This window comes from Metabacillus sp. GQ13, from assembly GCF_059758525.1.
Genome location: NZ_JCAXET010000010.1, coordinates 16,931 through 32,994, shown reverse-complemented (window position 1 = coordinate 32,994; position 16,064 = coordinate 16,931). Strand labels below are relative to the sequence as shown.

The window sequence follows — 16,064 nt, the reverse complement described above, 5'->3', positions numbered from 1 at the left end:
TTTTGCATAGCTTTTCATAACAAAACACCTCCAGAGTTTCACGGGAGGTGTTTTTTCCTATTTTAAAGGGCTCAATCCGTTGAAAAGAATCAAAATGAATGAGAATCTTGAGGCTTAGACCGAATCATTCTATTATTCAGTTAGAAAAGAGAAAGTTGTACTTCGCCATCCTCAAAATCCTCTATAGCCTCATTTTCCTTTTTATCTTCATTTACCTTAGGCGGAGGAAGGGGATCCTGCAATTCGGCTGTTAGTACTTCATATTTACAATCAACACGGTTTCTATCTAATGCTTTTAAAGAATGATTTTTTAACAATTTCTCTAGATAAGCAACAACATCAACATATAGTCGATATCTACCAGTAGAAAATGTTTTGTCAGAGAAGCCATGATTTTCGATAAGATCGTTGCATAGATCGAGTGCAGAAATCTCACTATGTCTTTTTATATAACTTTGGACATCTAATTGAAATTTAGCTTTATTCATATTTCCCTCCTTAAGTGTGGAATAAGAATCTAATGTACTGTAAGTATAAAGCAAGTTTATCATCAAATGACAATAAACTACTTCAAACGTTATCTGCGCTTTGAAAAATTCAGTCGTTAAAGTATACCTCGATGCTGTATGCAATGCCACTTTACATAGGAAAAGCTAAGTTTCTCATTGTCATCGTGCTACTTCTAACGTTTATTTAAATTGGCGAAAAGAAAATTGTGAATATATGTTAAAATAACGTTATAAAGAGGGGGATAGGATGAGCAAAAAATGTCTAGTATTTAACCTCATCGCAGGAATTATCATAATTGGTGCGATGGTCGTTCAACTTGTTTCCGGCAGTAACAATTTGCCTTATCTATTTATCGTTTTATTTATACTTTCTTTTTTATTACAAAAGGTGAATGGTAATGGGAACATTAAATTTTTTGGATTGATGCTTACAATTTTATTATTATTTTTGTCAATCATGATTTCATTACCCCGTATTTTTCCTTTTGCTCCTTAGTAAACCTTGATATAGCGGGTTAATTTAATGAAAGAGGCGTTATCGGTGAAAAACGAATTAGAATTTTTGAGGGATAACGTTTCACTAGTCCAATTACTGCGTGGTTCTAGTCTTTATAAGATAAGGCCTGCTAGTTGCTTACCCCAAGATGTAATTTTAGTTACGATAAATACTGCCTTTTTATAAACAGCTTCAGAATTTTCAGGATCATAACCAATCATAAGTATTAAGATAAAGAGTAAGTCCTTTTTTGCGAATCAATAAAATGAACGCCCAAGATCACTCTGAGCGTTTTTGTTTGTAAATTAACAGGTGATCTTCACTGTGAATTAAAGAACCAATTAAATGGATGTTAAATGTTTCGGAACGACTTAATCATACAAAACATCCTCTTTAGAAAAACATTTACCCGAATTGAAATAGCTTCAAGACTTTGTCAACAAAAGACTCATTGGAAAAATTCTGCTGATAATCATCAAGTTCACTTGTATAAAATTGATAATTCGCTTTGCCATTTTCTTTGGCAAGATACATCGCTTTATCAGCGTTTGTAATTAACTTTTCATTTTCGAGACCGTCATCTGGATAAGTTGAAATACCAATACTTGGTGTGACCGACATGGTGTTATGATTGAATGTGTAAGATGCTGAGATATTCGTTAAGATCCGATCGGCAATGGAAACTATTTCATCTTTATCTGTCTCCTCAATGACAACGATGAACTCATCTCCACCAATTCGTGAAATTAAGTCTTCCTCTCGAACGCTATTCATTAATCTGTTCGCTACTTCTTTTAGAAGTTCGTCACCTGTGTCATGTCCCAGGGTATCATTTATCGCTTTAAATCCATCTAAATCGATGAACATAATCGTGAAATCATGGTTTCTACGTTTAGCACGAGCGAGTACTTTTCGTAAATGGCTTTTTAACATGGTCCGATTTGGTAACTTTGTTAAAGCGTCATAAAAAGCCATTTGCGCTAATTCATCTTCTTTTTCTTGTTGTCGTGTCACATCAAAGACAATTCCGTAAATCGTCTTAACATTTCCAGAATCAGTAAAATCCAAATTTGTCCGAATTTCAATCCATCGTATTTGCTCATTATCTCCAACAATTCGATAGATAGAACTTGAGGGAATTCCTGCAAGCCAAGATTCTTTATTATGTTGAAAGTTCTGCCTGTCGTCGGGATAGATCTTTTCTTCGAAATCAGTGATTGTAAATGGGGAATCCTTTTTCGTACTGTTCATTAGAGCTGAGATGTTTTCAGAAGCGAACCAATTCTGAGTTTGTACGTCTAAGGAAAATACAGGAGCAGTTTTCTGCATGAGATTGTTTAAACGATACTGTTTCTCTTCTAATGTTGAATACTGTTTTGTCATGCGATCTTGTTGGATAGTCTGCTGCTTTAATATGATAGAAGTAATTAATATTGGAATGAAAAATGATAAAGCTAGAAGAAAGTGTGAAATTTGAGTTTGCCATGAGTCAACTGTATGATAAATAATGACTTCAATTCCTATAAATATAAAAATAGGGATTATCCATAATTTATTATTAATTGTCATTTAACCACATCCATTTTAAGATACTCTTATAGTAGCACAGAAATATAGATTTGGTTCGACAATTTTCTACAAAATTTTCATGAAAATTAAGGTATCCCCTTTATTGTGAACATATTAAATCTGGTTGTATTGCCTCTTAGTATTCGTTTACTTTAAAGGGGTGAAGACGTTGTGGAATGACTACCTGTTGTTATATGAGAGCAAAGGATACCGGCTCTTTAGAATTTAAAATCCGGTAATATCAATTCATGAAAATGAGTAAATAAAAACTGCTCATTTAGGTGGCTGTGATAGAGTTCTAAGCCTTGCATCGCTTCATTGTTTACTTGCTTTAATTTAGCTATTTCAAAAAGAATATCGGCTTTTAATAACCCTTGATAATTAGCATCGAATGAATCAAGCGCCTTTTGAAAAAGTGAAAGGGTTGTTGCTTCATCAATCGGCTTTACTTGCTGAAGTAATTTCGCCTCTAAATAATAATTTCTTGCAATTAGTAATGGATTGGTAACCTGTAAAAGCAATGGTTTTGTTCTCTGGATTAATTCATTAACGATCGAGCGAGACTCAGAATGGGCTAAACAAACGGTTAAACATAGTTGTGTTAGTGCTAGGCTAGTATCCTTTAATCGTTCTACCTCACGAAGTAAATCCAAATCGTTTAAAAGAATAGCCTTCCATTTTTTTATCGTATCCGTCTCTGGATATGTGGACATAAGTGTATAGATCGTAAGTGCCCATCCTCTATATATACCTTCTTGATCATTTGCTTGTTGCAGTCTTTCTCTTAATGCAAGTAAATCTTCCCGCACACTGGTATTGGCTTTATCTTCTAAAAAGGTGAGCAGTAGTTTAAGATAATCGGTTTCTAATGGATGAATGATATGATGATTTATTTTGTTCAGACTTTTTAAGGAGTGTAGGTTTTCCCCAATATAGAGATAGAGAACCGATTGATTAAAATAGAGATCATCTCTTTCTATTTTTGTAATCGTTGGATTTGCTTTTGATAGAGCCAATGCTTGGTCAAGTATTTGGATACTTTTTGTAAGCCCTTTTTGTTTGAAATAGATACTTGCTAATGCATTGTAGGATTTCAATTTTACTTTGATATTATAGCTATTATCTTGCTCTTCTATGATGATTCCTTTTAAGATTGTTTCTGCACGTTGAAGCTGATTTGTCTTTACGTAATAGACGGCAGAAAGATAGTGATAATCAATTTCTCTTGTATTGATTTGATAGTTATCTATTTTTTCCTTGAATTGATCTAGTAAGGTTTTTGCAATTTTCCAATTATTCAAGGTTAAGATGTCGTTAATTTTTTGTCTATCATAGTCTAGCTCTTTTATCTTTTCATTAATGTTAGGATCCAAGAAGAAGTTGGTGGGGATTTTTAACTTCTTACTAAACTCAGTTAATTCTTCATCGCTTATCCCAATATGACCATTTTCAATATTACTCATTTTTCCAAGCGAGCATATTCCCTTCGCTAACTCACCCAACGTTAATCCTTTTTGTTTGCGAGCTTCTCTTATTTTTTCCCCAATCGAATTATGTCTAGGTATCTGGCTTTTCATTTCATCACCTTATTGTGTATGTCATGAGAATATATTACTAGATAATTGATAAATTTACCACTGTAAATAGATCTTTAGGTTTATTTTATGAAATTATTTTCTTTTTACTAATAAAAAGAAATTGAAACTTTTGTGTTGGTTGTTATAATGTAATACATATTTACTAATAAATGTAGAAAATTGTTTAAGTAACCTACAAAGGTGGAAATAACGTTTATATAAGTTGTTTGGTCCAAAAATACTTCATCTTGAGGTGGTACTTTGGAAAGAAGAACCTGGGCAGAAGAGGAGATCGACTATTTAAAGGACAATGTAGGTACTATAAAACTAACAACGATGTCAAAAAAATTAAACCGCACTGAAGGATCGATTCAAAATAAATTAAAAAGACTAGGTATTTCAAATACAAAGGCTCAGACCGGTTACTTAACAACATATGAGCTTGCGAAACTCATTCAAAAGGACGCTACAACTGTTAGAGCTTGGATCACGAAACATGGATTGAATTGTACCAGAAAGACAACACGTTCCTCCCGTCAGTTTTGTTTTATTCATCCAGAGGATTTTTGGAAATGGGCATATCAAAATTGCGAAAAAATTGATTTCTCAAAAATTGAGGCACAATCGATCATTCCTGAACCGTGTTGGGTTGATAAAGAGCGACAAAGGGAAAATCCGACTATTTATAAAAATTGGAGTATTAAAGAGGAACGAGAATTAAAGATGTGGATGAAGGAAGGCTGTTCATTGCGAGAAGTTGCCGGAAAGCTTAATCGTTCTGTGATTAGTGTGCAACGAAAATATGAGCGATTACAGGTGGCGAAATAAACGATTAGTTAGATAAGGTGAAGGAAGGCTTAACTCTATGCAATTTATTGATGTATCGAAATACGACCATGAGACAATGCAGCTTGCCTGGCCCTTATATGACAAAATGAGAAGGGTATTACTAACCGCAGGTAGAACGATTCACCCGAAGATGTTAGCACGGATTAAAGAGATGGGGATCTCGACATTAATGGTAGAAGACGCTGAATCAAAAGGAATTACAATGGACGAGATGGTCGATATGCCAACCTGGCTAGATACAATTGAAGTTGTCCAAAAGATTTACGATCAGGCAAAGAAAAAGCAAGAAATAAACATTGTTGAGCTAAAAAAAGCAGTAGAAAAGATTATTACAGAAGTATCTGCGCGGAGGACGATCTTTCTTATCCCTTCTACGTATGTGACTGGAGAATTAAAGGATTATGCCCATTCGGTCAATGTTGCTTTACTCTCGATTCAAATGGGAAAAACACTTCATTACAGCTACCCTCAATTAAGAGATCTTGCAATAGGAGCTTTACTTCATGATATCGGAAAAGTATTTACAACCATTGAAACAGAGCATCCATTAAAAGGGTTCAATTGGATGAAATCAATAAGAGAGATAAGTTTATTGTCCGCTCATATTGCCTTCCAACACCATGAGTTGCTAAATGGCAAAGGCTATCCTCGAGGGATTTCAGAAAATAATGTTCTTGATTTCCCACAAGTTTGCGCAGTTGCTAATCGATATGAGCGGCTAATTTCTAGTGGTACCATGCTCCCCCATGAAGCAATGGAACTGATTTCAATGAAACATAATCTAGAATACAAAGGAAACATAGTAGAGGCATTCATATCAAGTATCCCTTCGTACATTCCAGGAACCAAGGTGATGCTCAGTAATGGGCAAAAAGCAATGATCATCGGCTTTAAAACAAATCTCCATCGACCAGTTATTCGTTATGTAGAAACTGAGGTGGAAGTTGATTTAGTAGAGAATCCTTCGATTGTGATTACAGGGATTTTAAAGAAGTAACCACCTATAAGGAAGAGAAAGGAAGTGATCATACGAAGTCGCTTCTTTTTTTTGCCCTTTTTTTCGAGAATGGAAAGGGAAAATTCTTAAGAGAACGGATACATTCAAACATTTAGTACCTATCCGATTAAACAAGTGAATAAAATGACCGATATTAATAGGTATAGTAAATATAAATTGTTAAAGGAGTAGTTAAAATGTTAAAGAGAAATATAAAGAGAAAATTAGGGATCGGAATGAAAATAAATCTAATTGTACTAGGCGTTATTTTACTTTTATCTTCTGTAATTGGTGTTATTGCATATAGGGAGCTTACTCATGGGATTAAATCCTTTGCGATTGAAAAGGCAAAGGGAGATTTAGGACTAGCATATCGCTATATTGATAAGAGCTTTCCTGGAGAATGGGAAATCATCGATGGAAAGTTATTCAAAGGCCTTGAAAGTATGGAGGAGAATTATCAAATTGTCGATAGTATAGCAGAGGAAACCGGGGATACTGTGACTATTTTCCGAAATGATATTAGTATTGCATCAAATGTTATGATTGATGGGGAACGTGCAGTAGGGACAAAGGTTACAAATGATATCGTAAAAGTTGTGTTAACTGATGGAAATAACTTTTACGGAGAAGCGCAGATTTTGGACCATACCTACCAAACTGCTTATATGCCAATCTCAGATAGTAGTGGAAACGTCATCGGTATTTTTTATGTAGGTGCTTCACAGAATCTGATTGACGAAACAATCGCATCGTTTTTTATTGTTTTTAGTATTTCTTTAGGAATCATTATTATCATCTCAACGATTGTTGTTATTGCTTTTACCAATCGACTTAAAAAGAGGCTCCGTTCCATCTCAGATGCGTTAAACCTGGCAGGAAATGGTGATTTTACCGCTGTTGTCGTGGACAAAACGGGGGATGAATTAGGAGATTTATCGAATAGCTTTATTACAATGAAGGAAAATCTCAAAGTGATGATTCAAAAGGTAGTCGGAACTTCAGAGCAAGTGGCAGCTTCATCAGAGGAATTAACTGCTGGTGCAGAACAAACGAATAAAGCGACAGCACATATCACAGAAGCGATTCAAGAGGTAGCAAGTAGTGCGGATACGCAAACAGAAAGTGTAGAAGCAAGTGCGAACGCATTAGAAGAAGTAACGTTTGGCATCCATCGAATTGCCGAGAATGCATCCGTTATTGCTGAAGCTGGTGGTCAAACGAGGGAACAAGCAGAACTTGGTAGAGTAAATGTAGAACATACCGTCAAACAAATTAATGCCATTCACGCTTCTGTAAATGGTACAGGTGAAGTATTAAAAAGGTTAGATAATCGGTCACAGCAAATTGGTCATATTACAGAAGTAATAAGTGGAATTGCTAATCAGACAAATCTATTAGCGCTTAATGCAGCAATCGAGGCTGCTCGTGCTGGAGAAAATGGTAAGGGATTTGCGGTTGTTGCAGATGAAGTACGTAAACTTGCCGAACAATCTCAAGAGTCTTCGACGCAAATCTATCAGTTGGTTAATGAGATTCAGCAAGATATGGTTCAGTCAAATGATGCAATGAATCAAGTAAAAGTTGATGTGCAAGAAGGTTTGGGCATTGTTGAGAAGTCACAAGTTAGCTTTAAGGAAATCCTCCAAGCAATGGAAAAAATGAGTGATCAAGTAACGGAAATGGCGGCAACGGCCCAACAAATATCAGCGAGCTCTCAAGAAGTATCTGCAACCTTTACCGGGATTTCAACGATTTCAAAAGAATCATCTGCCCATACACAAACTGTGGCAGCATCAGCAGAGGAACAATTAGCTTCTATGGAGGAAATCTCTACTTCAGCAAGCTCGTTATCAGAACTTGCAATGGAGTTACAGGAGACGGTAAATAAGTTTAAGATGTAATAGGATGTGGAATTGGGAAAATTTTAATAGATCGTTCAGAAAGTCGTACAGCTTGAGTAGAGTTGAAGTTGTGCGACTAAATCATATTCTGTGAAATGGGGAGTGATAGTCGATGTCACTTCTATTTTTATGTTTAGTAGGTGCCTTATAATTGACATATAGTTAAAATTTAAACTATAATTTAGCGGTTGAGCAAGAAAACAGTATTTTACAAAGAAGCTGATTTTTGTAAAGGATTTTTCTGAAATTTGGTTATATCTAATGATAAATGCTTATTTATTTTCACTATGATAAGTCAATGGAATGGCATCAATTGAGGAAGAAGTCTTGAGCAAATTTATTATACGTGGTTGAGATCATAAATAACAATCTTAGTAGAAGGCTTTTTTCACAAAGTTTGTTGTTTTTCGTAATGAGTACTTCTTAAGTACTTAGCTTGTCTTCAAGCTCTTTTCGTTAAATTACTCAGCCATTTTCTTTTAAAATTGCTTCTAATTATACGAAAAAAATCCAGTGACCGATTTTTTTATGTAATATCTAGGTGCCGATAATTACTAGGTAATATCAAGGAGCCGATAATTACTAGGTTTGATAACAACAAACTTTAAGGAAAGAGCCTAGTGGAAACAGGCTTTGTAAAAAAGGAAATATAGATAGTTTGAGAGGAGAATGTAATATGAACGCAGATGCAAGTATGTCATCACCGCAAAAGGGTGCTGATAAGCAGTATAAGGTAGTTCCGATTTTGGTTGCCTTTCTGATAAGTGGTTTTATTGGGTTATTCAGTGAAACAGCATTAAATATTGCACTGACTCAATTAGTTGAGGTTTTTAATACAACACATTCAACAGTTCAGTGGTTAACAACAGGTTATTTATTAACATTAGGTATATTGGTTCCCGTTTCAGGTCTATTATTGCAATGGTTTACGACGAGGCAGTTATTTATAACCTCATTATGTTTGTCGATAGTAGGTTCGTTCATTGCTGCGATGGCACCAAGCTTTGAAATTTTAATGGTTGCGCGTGTCTTCCAGGCAATGGGGACGGCTTTGCTTTTACCATTAATGTTTAATACGATCTTACTCATTTTCCCAGCTGAAAAACGCGGTGGAGCTATGGGAATGATTGGATTAGTTATTATGTTTGCACCAGCAGTTGGACCAACCTTCTCAGGGATTGTTCTAGATAACCTATCATGGCATTGGATCTTTTGGTTATCGATTCCATTCTTATTTATTGGGTTATTAGCTGGGATTTTCTTTATGGAGAATGTTTCAGAGGTAACAAAGCCCAAAATCGATATCCTGTCTATTTTATTATCGACTCTAGGATTCGGAGGAGTCGTGTTTGGTTTTAGTAGTGCAGGTGAAGGAGCGGACGGCTGGAGCAGTCCAAAAGTAATTGGTTTTATTTTGCTTGGAGTGATCTCGCTTATACTCTTTAGTATTCGCCAATTCAAAATGGAGAAACCGATGATTGACTTAAGAGCATTTAGCTATCCAATGTTCTCGATCGGTGTATTATTGGTATTTATTTGTATGATGGTTATTTTATCATCAATGCTTTTATTGCCTATGTATTTGCAAGGTGGATTATTACTAACAGCTTATACAGCTGGGCTTATTCTTTTACCAGGTGGAATTATTAACGGTCTATTGTCTCCAGTTATGGGGGGATTGTTTGATAAATATGGACCGAAGTGGCTAGTGATTCCTGGCTTAGTGATCGCAACGATTGTTCTATGGTTCCTATCATCAGTTACAACAACCACATCAACTGCGGTGATTGTTGCTTTACACATCTTCTTGATGATTGGGATTGCAATGGTCATGATGCCAGCTCAAACAAACGGGTTGAATCAGTTACCAAAACAGTATTACCCAGATGGTACGGCGATCATGAATACTCTTCAACAAGTTGCTGGAGCAATAGGTACCGCTGTTGCTGTTAGTATCATGAGTGCCGGCAGTAGCAATTTTCTAGGAACGGTGGAAAATCCTAATGATCCAACCAATATTGCTGCAGGTATGACGGCAGGTGTTCAGGATAGCTTCACCTTCCCATTAATAGCAGCAATCATCGCTTTAATTGTTGCATTTTTTATTAAACGTGTAAAAGTAGAGCATTAATATAGAAGAGAATGAAGAGTTAAAGCTTGTATGTGAGCTTTGGCTCTTTTTTTGTTTTTTGGGGCCAGTCCCCGCTCGTCGGTTCTTGGGGACTGGCCCCGTACGTTATAACGAAAAAACCTAAAAATAATTTGGCAACAATCCAGCTGACAAAAACGCGTTTACTTTAGATTGTTTCTAATATGAAAACGCTCTATTATTAACGTAAGATAAAAAAGGGGTGACTCAAATGGAAACAAACGAAAATAAAGCTGACTTTCGCGTTAAGATTCAACGTTTTGGAAGTTATTTAAGTGGCATGATTATGCCGAATATAGGAGCATTCATCGCTTGGGGGATTATTACTGCACTCTTTATTCCTACTGGCTATTTCCCAAATGAGCAGTTTGCTTCACTAGTAGATCCAATGATTAAATACCTGTTGCCATTATTGATTGGTTATACAGGTGGGAAGATGATTTATGACGTTCGTGGTGGTGTTGTCGGTGCTGTCGCGACGATGGGTGTCATTGTTGGAGCGGATATCCCAATGTTCTTAGGTGCCATGCTTATGGGGCCGCTCGGTGGATATTTGATTAAACAGATTGACAGATTCTTTAAGGGTAAAGTGAAAACTGGCTTTGAAATGTTAGTTAACAACTTTACAGCTGGAATTATCGCAGCTATTTTAGCTTTAGTAGCTGTTATGGCAATTGGTCCACTTGTATTAGGATTAAACAAAGTTTTAGCAAGCGGTGTAGAGGCCATTATTAATGCTGGTTTATTACCATTAGCAAGTATTTTCATCGAGCCAGCAAAGGTTCTCTTCTTGAATAATGCGATTAACCATGGAATTCTCAGTCCAATTGGTATCGAGCAAGCTGCAAAAACGGGTGAATCCATTCTGTTTTTACTTGAATCAAACCCAGGACCTGGTTTAGGTGTACTACTTGCGTATATGGTCTTCGGTAGAGGTTCTGCGAAACAAACAGCAGCAGGAGCAGGAATCATTCATTTCTTTGGTGGAATTCATGAGATTTACTTCCCATATATTTTAATGAAGCCATTACTATTGTTATCGGTTATCGCTGGTGGAATCAGTGGAGTGTTTACTTTTACACTTTTCGATGCAGGTTTGGTTGCTGTACCATCTCCAGGTAGTATTATTGCGTTAATGCTTATGACACCGAAAGGCAACTTTGTTGGCGTCATCCTCGGTGTGGTTGTCGCGACATTGGTATCATTTGCAGTGTCTGCGGTCATTCTAAAGTCGAGTAAGCAAAAGGAAGAAGATTTAACAGAAGCAACTGAAAAAATGCAGAATTTAAAAGGTAAGAAAAGTTCTGTTAGTGAATCTCTAACAACTAAACAACCAACTACTTCTAGTGAAGAATTTGATTATAAAAATGTCAAAAAGATCATTTTCGCTTGTGATGCAGGTATGGGGTCAAGTGCAATGGGTGCTTCGATTCTTCGAAATAAAGTTCAAAAAGCGGACATAAAGGATATTGAAGTAACAAATACTTCTATTACCAACATCCCAGATGATGCAGATGTCGTCATCACCCATAAAGATTTAACAGACCGCGCCAAAGCAAAATTGCCTAGCGCACATCATGTATCGGTTGATAATTTCCTAAATAGTCCTAGATATGAGGAAATCGTTAAGGAGTTAAGCTAACAATGAAAAGGGGGATGCGCTACATTACAGTAGAAGCGTCTCCCTTTTTTTAATCGGCAGCTTTGCTTGGGTAAGTGACAGTTTGTCATTTTTGTTGATTGGTTATATAGGTTTGAGTGATTCCGGAAAAATGGTGAGAATCGGACATGATAATCAGGAACTCAGACAATAAATCGAATCAAACGGACAATAAGTCTATGACAACTATTAAATAATGTCAGGAAGATCTTTGAAATAATCATCTTTTCAATAGGTTGAAATTGATTAAAACCAATTTATAATTAAACTATGTCAATAACTCCATCTGAAACGAGTTGATAGTAATGATTGTTTCGGCTAGGGAACGTCTTATTCTAAATTATTTAATGGATAAGGCGAGTCAGGAAGTGACGATAAAAGAACTTGCAGATCACATCGATGTTAGTGAACGAACGATCCACCGTGATTTGAAGACTATCGAACCAGAGTTGAAAACGTTTCAGCTTGAACTTGTCAAGCGTGCTGGAGTCGGCATTAAACTTGTCGGCACAGAAACAAATCGTCATGAGCTAAAACTGGCGATTCAAAAACAGGATTATAAGGAATATACTCCAGATGAGCGAATGCTTGTTGCACTTTGTACATTGTTAGCTCATCAGGGAACCATGAAATTAATCACGTTAGCCAATGATGTAGGCGTGACAACAGCAACAATTAGCAATGACCTCGATAAATTAGAGCCCTTTGTTCAAGAATATGGGTTAACTCTGATTAGAAGGAGAGGCTATGGAATTGAATTAACTGGCTCAGAGGAAGCGAAGCGGAAGGCGATTCGAAGTCTTATTTCAGATCAATTTGATGTAGCTGATTTTTTAACAATGATAAGAGACCGTATTGATCGGAACTCAACGAATAAACTTGACTCAATTTCAGAGCGGTTACTCGGACTTGTTGAGAAGGAAAAGCTGATCATTATTGAAAATCTAATTAATCAAATGAACGCAAGGCTTCCTTATCCTTTAGCTGATAGCTCTTATGTCGGACTGGTCGTCCATCTTGCACTAGCAATTGAACGAATCCAGCGTGGTGAGAACATTTCGATCAAACCGGAATACCTAGAACAGCTTAAAGATTCACGTGAATTTTCTTTTGCAAAGGAAATTGCCATACAACTTAAAGATACTTTCAAAATTGAAATACCTGAAGACGAAGTTGGTTATATCACGATGCATTTAAGAGGTGCAAAGCTTCGTTTTGAAGGCAAAATTGATATTGAGGATGAAAATGTAGAAGTGGCCTATCTTGTTCAACGGTTAATCGAACAAGTTGAATTGTTAACCGATCATCATTCATTAAAGGATCATTTTTCATTGTCACAGGGACTATTAGCTCATCTACAACCGGCTATTTTTCGAATTAAGCAGGGAATGAATATATCAAATCCACTTTTACCAGAAATAAAAAAGGATTATCATGAACTATTTTTGGTTGTTAAAGAAGCAGTTGAGAGAGTTCTTCCTTTGGAACATGTTCCTGATGAAGAAATCGGCTATCTCGTCCTCCATTTTGGCGCTGCACTGAATGAGCGACAAAATAGAACAAATTTAAAAGCGTTAATCATTTGTTCAACAGGCATCGGGACTTCAAAGATGCTTGCCACACAGCTTAAAAATCAATTCCCAGATATTGCTGAGCTGAAAAATATCTCAGTATTTGAATTGCAGGATTTGGACATAGAGAACTATGATTTGATTCTTTCAACCATTCCACTAGAAGTTCAGTCAGCTAACTATTTAATGGTTAGTCCAATTTTAACTGACGAGGAATTAGAGAGAATAAAAGCGTATATTTATAAAAAAGGCCTGTCAGTAGCTAACAATCGTGTAGCTGAACCTCGCCAAGAAAAAGTTGACGTTATACTAAGTTATGAGTCATATAAATCGTTTACAGAACAATCTCAACGATTAATTGAACTATTAGATGCAATGGAGACGTTTCAAAGGGAAAAACCAGCTATGATTGAGGAGATTTTAGCAGATAGTAGTGAATGGCTAGTTGATCGAGATCTCGTTATAGACGGCAAAGAATTAGTTCAGTCGCTCATGCATCGAGAGCGTATCGGTGGTTTAGCGATTCCAGGTACCATGCTTGCGTTATTTCACACCAGAAGTGAGGTTGTTTCTCGTCCTAGTTTTCATACGATTGATGTACCTCAGCCGATGTTATTAAAAGGAATGGACGGTCAGCAACAGGAAGTGATGCGCATTCTTTTACTATTAGCTCCAGAACATTCAGAACCACAACAATTAGAGCTGATGAGTTTTATTAGTGCAAGTATCATTGACTCACCAGCAAGTATAAACATGTTTGAAACCGCCGAAAAAGGCAAATTAATTCAATATATAAGCCAATTGTATTTTACTAACTTTGTCCAAAAACTAAAGGAGTGAACAAATCATGAGTATCTTAAAAGAAGCAAACATCCAATTAAATCAAACATTCACAAACAAAACAGAGGCAATTAAAACGACAGGTCAAATATTAGTCGATCAAGGGTATGTAAAAGTTGAATATATTGATCAAATGCTAAAAAGAGAAGAACTATCATCTACTTACATGGGGAATTTTATCTCGATTCCACACGGTACAGAAGAGGGGAAAGAAGCAGTTCTTGAATCAGGTCTTTCTGTCATTCAAGTCCCTGAAGGTGTCGATTTCGGAGGCGGAAACATTGTTAAGATTTTAATTGGAATTGCTGGAAAAGGGAATGAGCACCTTGATATCTTATCGCAAATTGCGATTGTCTGCTCTGAGGTTGAAAATGTTGAGAAGCTCGTACAAGCACAATCAAAAGAGGAAATCATTCAGCTACTTAGCGAGGTGAACTAATGTGAAGGCCGTTCATTTTGGAGCTGGAAATATTGGTCGAGGGTTTATCGGCCTTTTATTACACCAATCAGGCTATTCCGTTGAGTTTGTCGATGTCAATGAAGCGTTAATCGATGAGATAAACAAAGAGAAAACCTATCAAGTCATTCTCGCAAATGAGGAGAAGCAGCAGTTTGTTGTAGAGGGAGTTTCAGGAATAAATAGTGCGAAGTCCCCTGAAGCTGCAGTCCAAGCGATAGCAGCAACAGATCTGATCACAACAGCAGTTGGACCGAACATTCTAAAGTTCATTGCCCCATTGATTGCCGAGGGCCTGAAAGAAAGGAAACAAGCAAATTCACAGCCTGTTAACATTATCGCCTGTGAAAACATGGTCGGCGGCAGCAGTGAACTTAAAAAACATGTTTTAGAGAAACTAGCAGATGAGGAAAAAACATGGGTTGAAGAACATATCGGTTTCCCAAATTCAGCTGTCGATCGAATCGTACCAAACCAAAACAATGAAAACCCACTAGACGTATTAGTAGAGCCATTCCATGAATGGGTCATAGACGCAACCGGGATCAAAGGAAAACAACCTTGGATACAAGAAGCACTGTTTGTTGATAATCTGCAAGCATTTATTGAACGGAAACTGTTCACAGTCAACACAGGCCATGCCGCGACTGCATACTTAGGTAACCTTGCAGGCTATCAAACAATCGCTGAAACAATTGCGGACCAATCAATCAAAAAGAGAGTATTAGGTACACTTGAAGAAACTGGAAAGGTCCTAATAGCAAACTATCAATTTCCTGAAGACGAGCACCAACAATACATTGAAAAAATAATCGGACGCTTCTCAAATCCATTTATCGTTGATGACGTCCAACGAGTCGGCAGAGCGCCACTACGTAAACTAGGAGCAAAGGACCGTCTAGTTGCACCTGCATTAGCATACGTAAATGAATTTGGCCAAGTACCAGACAATTTGGTTACAGTAATTGTAGCCGCCCTTCAATTTGTCTCAGAAGAAGATCAAGAATCACTAACACTAAAGGAAAAAGTAGATAACTTAGGCTATGGTGCTGCATTTAGTGAGGTTTCTGGTCTTGAAAATGATCATCCGCTTGTGGAAAAAGTGATGGAACTGGTTAAATAAAAAAATGGTGGGGCCAGACCCCACCATCGTCTCTACCACCTAGGATTACCAGTTAAATCCGAATATATATCTACTAAATATTCGGATTTTCTACTAAAATAATGGGTTTGTCTTCGAAATCTATAATTTATCGAGTGTTCGACAGATATCGATATCATTGGGGCCAGTCCCCATTGATGAAAAAAAGAATGGTGGGGCCAGACCCCACCATTCTCTCCACCACCTACGCTTATCTACGAAATCCGAATAGGTACCTACGAATATACGGATTTTCTACGAAAACAGCGTATTTATTTGCGAAATCTATAATTTATCGAGTGTTCGACAGATTTCGACAGAGAAGGGGACAGGCCCCATTCGAAT

The 16,064-nt window shown here is 36.7% G+C and carries 12 protein-coding genes; 9 read left to right on the top strand and 3 right to left on the bottom strand.

Annotation, left to right across the window (positions count from 1 at the left end):
- Positions 1–140 precede the first annotated feature (140 nt).
- Positions 141–488: a DUF3895 domain-containing protein gene (locus tag AC6CHR_RS13585; protein WP_498249464.1), complete on the bottom strand. Its 348-nt coding sequence runs from the start codon at positions 486–488 to the stop codon at positions 141–143.
- A 268-nt stretch (positions 489–756) separates the two neighbouring features.
- Between AC6CHR_RS13585 and AC6CHR_RS13580 the strand changes: the two genes are divergently transcribed.
- A complete protein-coding gene (locus AC6CHR_RS13580) occupies positions 757–1,005 on the top strand; it encodes a hypothetical protein (RefSeq protein ID WP_498249463.1) in 249 nt (82 codons plus the stop codon).
- Between the two features lie 405 nt (positions 1,006–1,410).
- Here the strand turns inward: AC6CHR_RS13580 and AC6CHR_RS13575 are convergent, their stop codons facing one another.
- Positions 1,411–2,574, bottom strand: coding sequence for a diguanylate cyclase (locus tag AC6CHR_RS13575; RefSeq protein ID WP_498249462.1), 1,164 nt, complete (start codon positions 2,572–2,574; stop codon positions 1,411–1,413).
- Positions 2,575–2,792: 218 nt separating this feature from the next.
- The gene (locus AC6CHR_RS13570) at positions 2,793–4,151 is read right to left on the bottom strand and encodes a helix-turn-helix domain-containing protein (protein ID WP_498249461.1); all 1,359 of its coding nucleotides are present in this window, start codon (positions 4,149–4,151) and stop codon (positions 2,793–2,795) included.
- A 261-nt stretch (positions 4,152–4,412) separates the two neighbouring features.
- Between AC6CHR_RS13570 and AC6CHR_RS13565 the strand changes: the two genes are divergently transcribed.
- From AC6CHR_RS13565 to AC6CHR_RS13530, 8 genes are all read left to right on the top strand, one after another.
- Positions 4,413–4,979 (top strand): DNA-binding protein, encoded by a 567-nt coding sequence (locus AC6CHR_RS13565; protein ID WP_498249460.1) that lies wholly within the window; start codon positions 4,413–4,415, stop codon positions 4,977–4,979.
- A 37-nt stretch (positions 4,980–5,016) separates the two neighbouring features.
- Positions 5,017–5,997, top strand: a complete 981-nt coding sequence (locus tag AC6CHR_RS13560; RefSeq protein WP_498249459.1) for an HD-GYP domain-containing protein — start codon at positions 5,017–5,019, stop codon at positions 5,995–5,997.
- 197 nt (positions 5,998–6,194) lie between these two features.
- Entirely contained in the window at positions 6,195–7,901 is a 1,707-nt protein-coding gene (locus AC6CHR_RS13555) for a methyl-accepting chemotaxis protein (protein WP_498249457.1), read from the top strand.
- A 694-nt stretch (positions 7,902–8,595) separates the two neighbouring features.
- Complete coding sequence (locus tag AC6CHR_RS13550; RefSeq protein WP_498249674.1) at positions 8,596–10,032, top strand: DHA2 family efflux MFS transporter permease subunit; 1,437 nt, start codon at positions 8,596–8,598, stop codon at positions 10,030–10,032.
- 229 nt (positions 10,033–10,261) lie between these two features.
- Complete coding sequence (locus AC6CHR_RS13545) at positions 10,262–11,692, top strand: PTS mannitol transporter subunit IIBC (protein ID WP_498249455.1); 1,431 nt, start codon at positions 10,262–10,264, stop codon at positions 11,690–11,692.
- Positions 11,693–12,015: 323 nt separating this feature from the next.
- Positions 12,016–14,121, top strand: coding sequence for a BglG family transcription antiterminator (locus AC6CHR_RS13540; protein WP_498249454.1), 2,106 nt, complete (start codon positions 12,016–12,018; stop codon positions 14,119–14,121).
- 7 nt (positions 14,122–14,128) lie between these two features.
- A complete protein-coding gene (locus AC6CHR_RS13535; RefSeq protein WP_498249453.1) occupies positions 14,129–14,560 on the top strand; it encodes a PTS mannitol transporter subunit IIA in 432 nt (143 codons plus the stop codon).
- A 1-nt stretch (position 14,561) separates the two neighbouring features.
- Positions 14,562–15,701 (top strand): mannitol-1-phosphate 5-dehydrogenase, encoded by a 1,140-nt coding sequence (locus AC6CHR_RS13530; RefSeq protein ID WP_498249452.1) that lies wholly within the window; start codon positions 14,562–14,564, stop codon positions 15,699–15,701.
- Positions 15,702–16,064: the final 363 nt, after the last annotated feature.

What these genes read in the sequence shown, in the direction of transcription:
- AC6CHR_RS13585 (WP_498249464.1), bottom strand. Translation starts at nt 488, where the DNA reads ATGAATAAAGCTAAATTTCAATTAGATGTCCAAAGTTATATAAAAAGA.
- AC6CHR_RS13580 (WP_498249463.1), top strand. Translation starts at nt 757, where the DNA reads ATGAGCAAAAAATGTCTAGTATTTAACCTCATCGCAGGAATTATCATA.
- AC6CHR_RS13575 (WP_498249462.1), bottom strand. Translation starts at nt 2,574, where the DNA reads ATGACAATTAATAATAAATTATGGATAATCCCTATTTTTATATTTATA.
- AC6CHR_RS13570 (WP_498249461.1), bottom strand. Translation starts at nt 4,151, where the DNA reads ATGAAAAGCCAGATACCTAGACATAATTCGATTGGGGAAAAAATAAGA.
- AC6CHR_RS13560 (WP_498249459.1), top strand. Translation starts at nt 5,017, where the DNA reads ATGCAATTTATTGATGTATCGAAATACGACCATGAGACAATGCAGCTT.
- AC6CHR_RS13555 (WP_498249457.1), top strand. Translation starts at nt 6,195, where the DNA reads ATGTTAAAGAGAAATATAAAGAGAAAATTAGGGATCGGAATGAAAATA.
- AC6CHR_RS13550 (WP_498249674.1), top strand. Translation starts at nt 8,596, where the DNA reads ATGTCATCACCGCAAAAGGGTGCTGATAAGCAGTATAAGGTAGTTCCG.
- AC6CHR_RS13545 (WP_498249455.1), top strand. Translation starts at nt 10,262, where the DNA reads ATGGAAACAAACGAAAATAAAGCTGACTTTCGCGTTAAGATTCAACGT.
- AC6CHR_RS13540 (WP_498249454.1), top strand. Translation starts at nt 12,016, where the DNA reads ATGATTGTTTCGGCTAGGGAACGTCTTATTCTAAATTATTTAATGGAT.
- AC6CHR_RS13535 (WP_498249453.1), top strand. Translation starts at nt 14,129, where the DNA reads ATGAGTATCTTAAAAGAAGCAAACATCCAATTAAATCAAACATTCACA.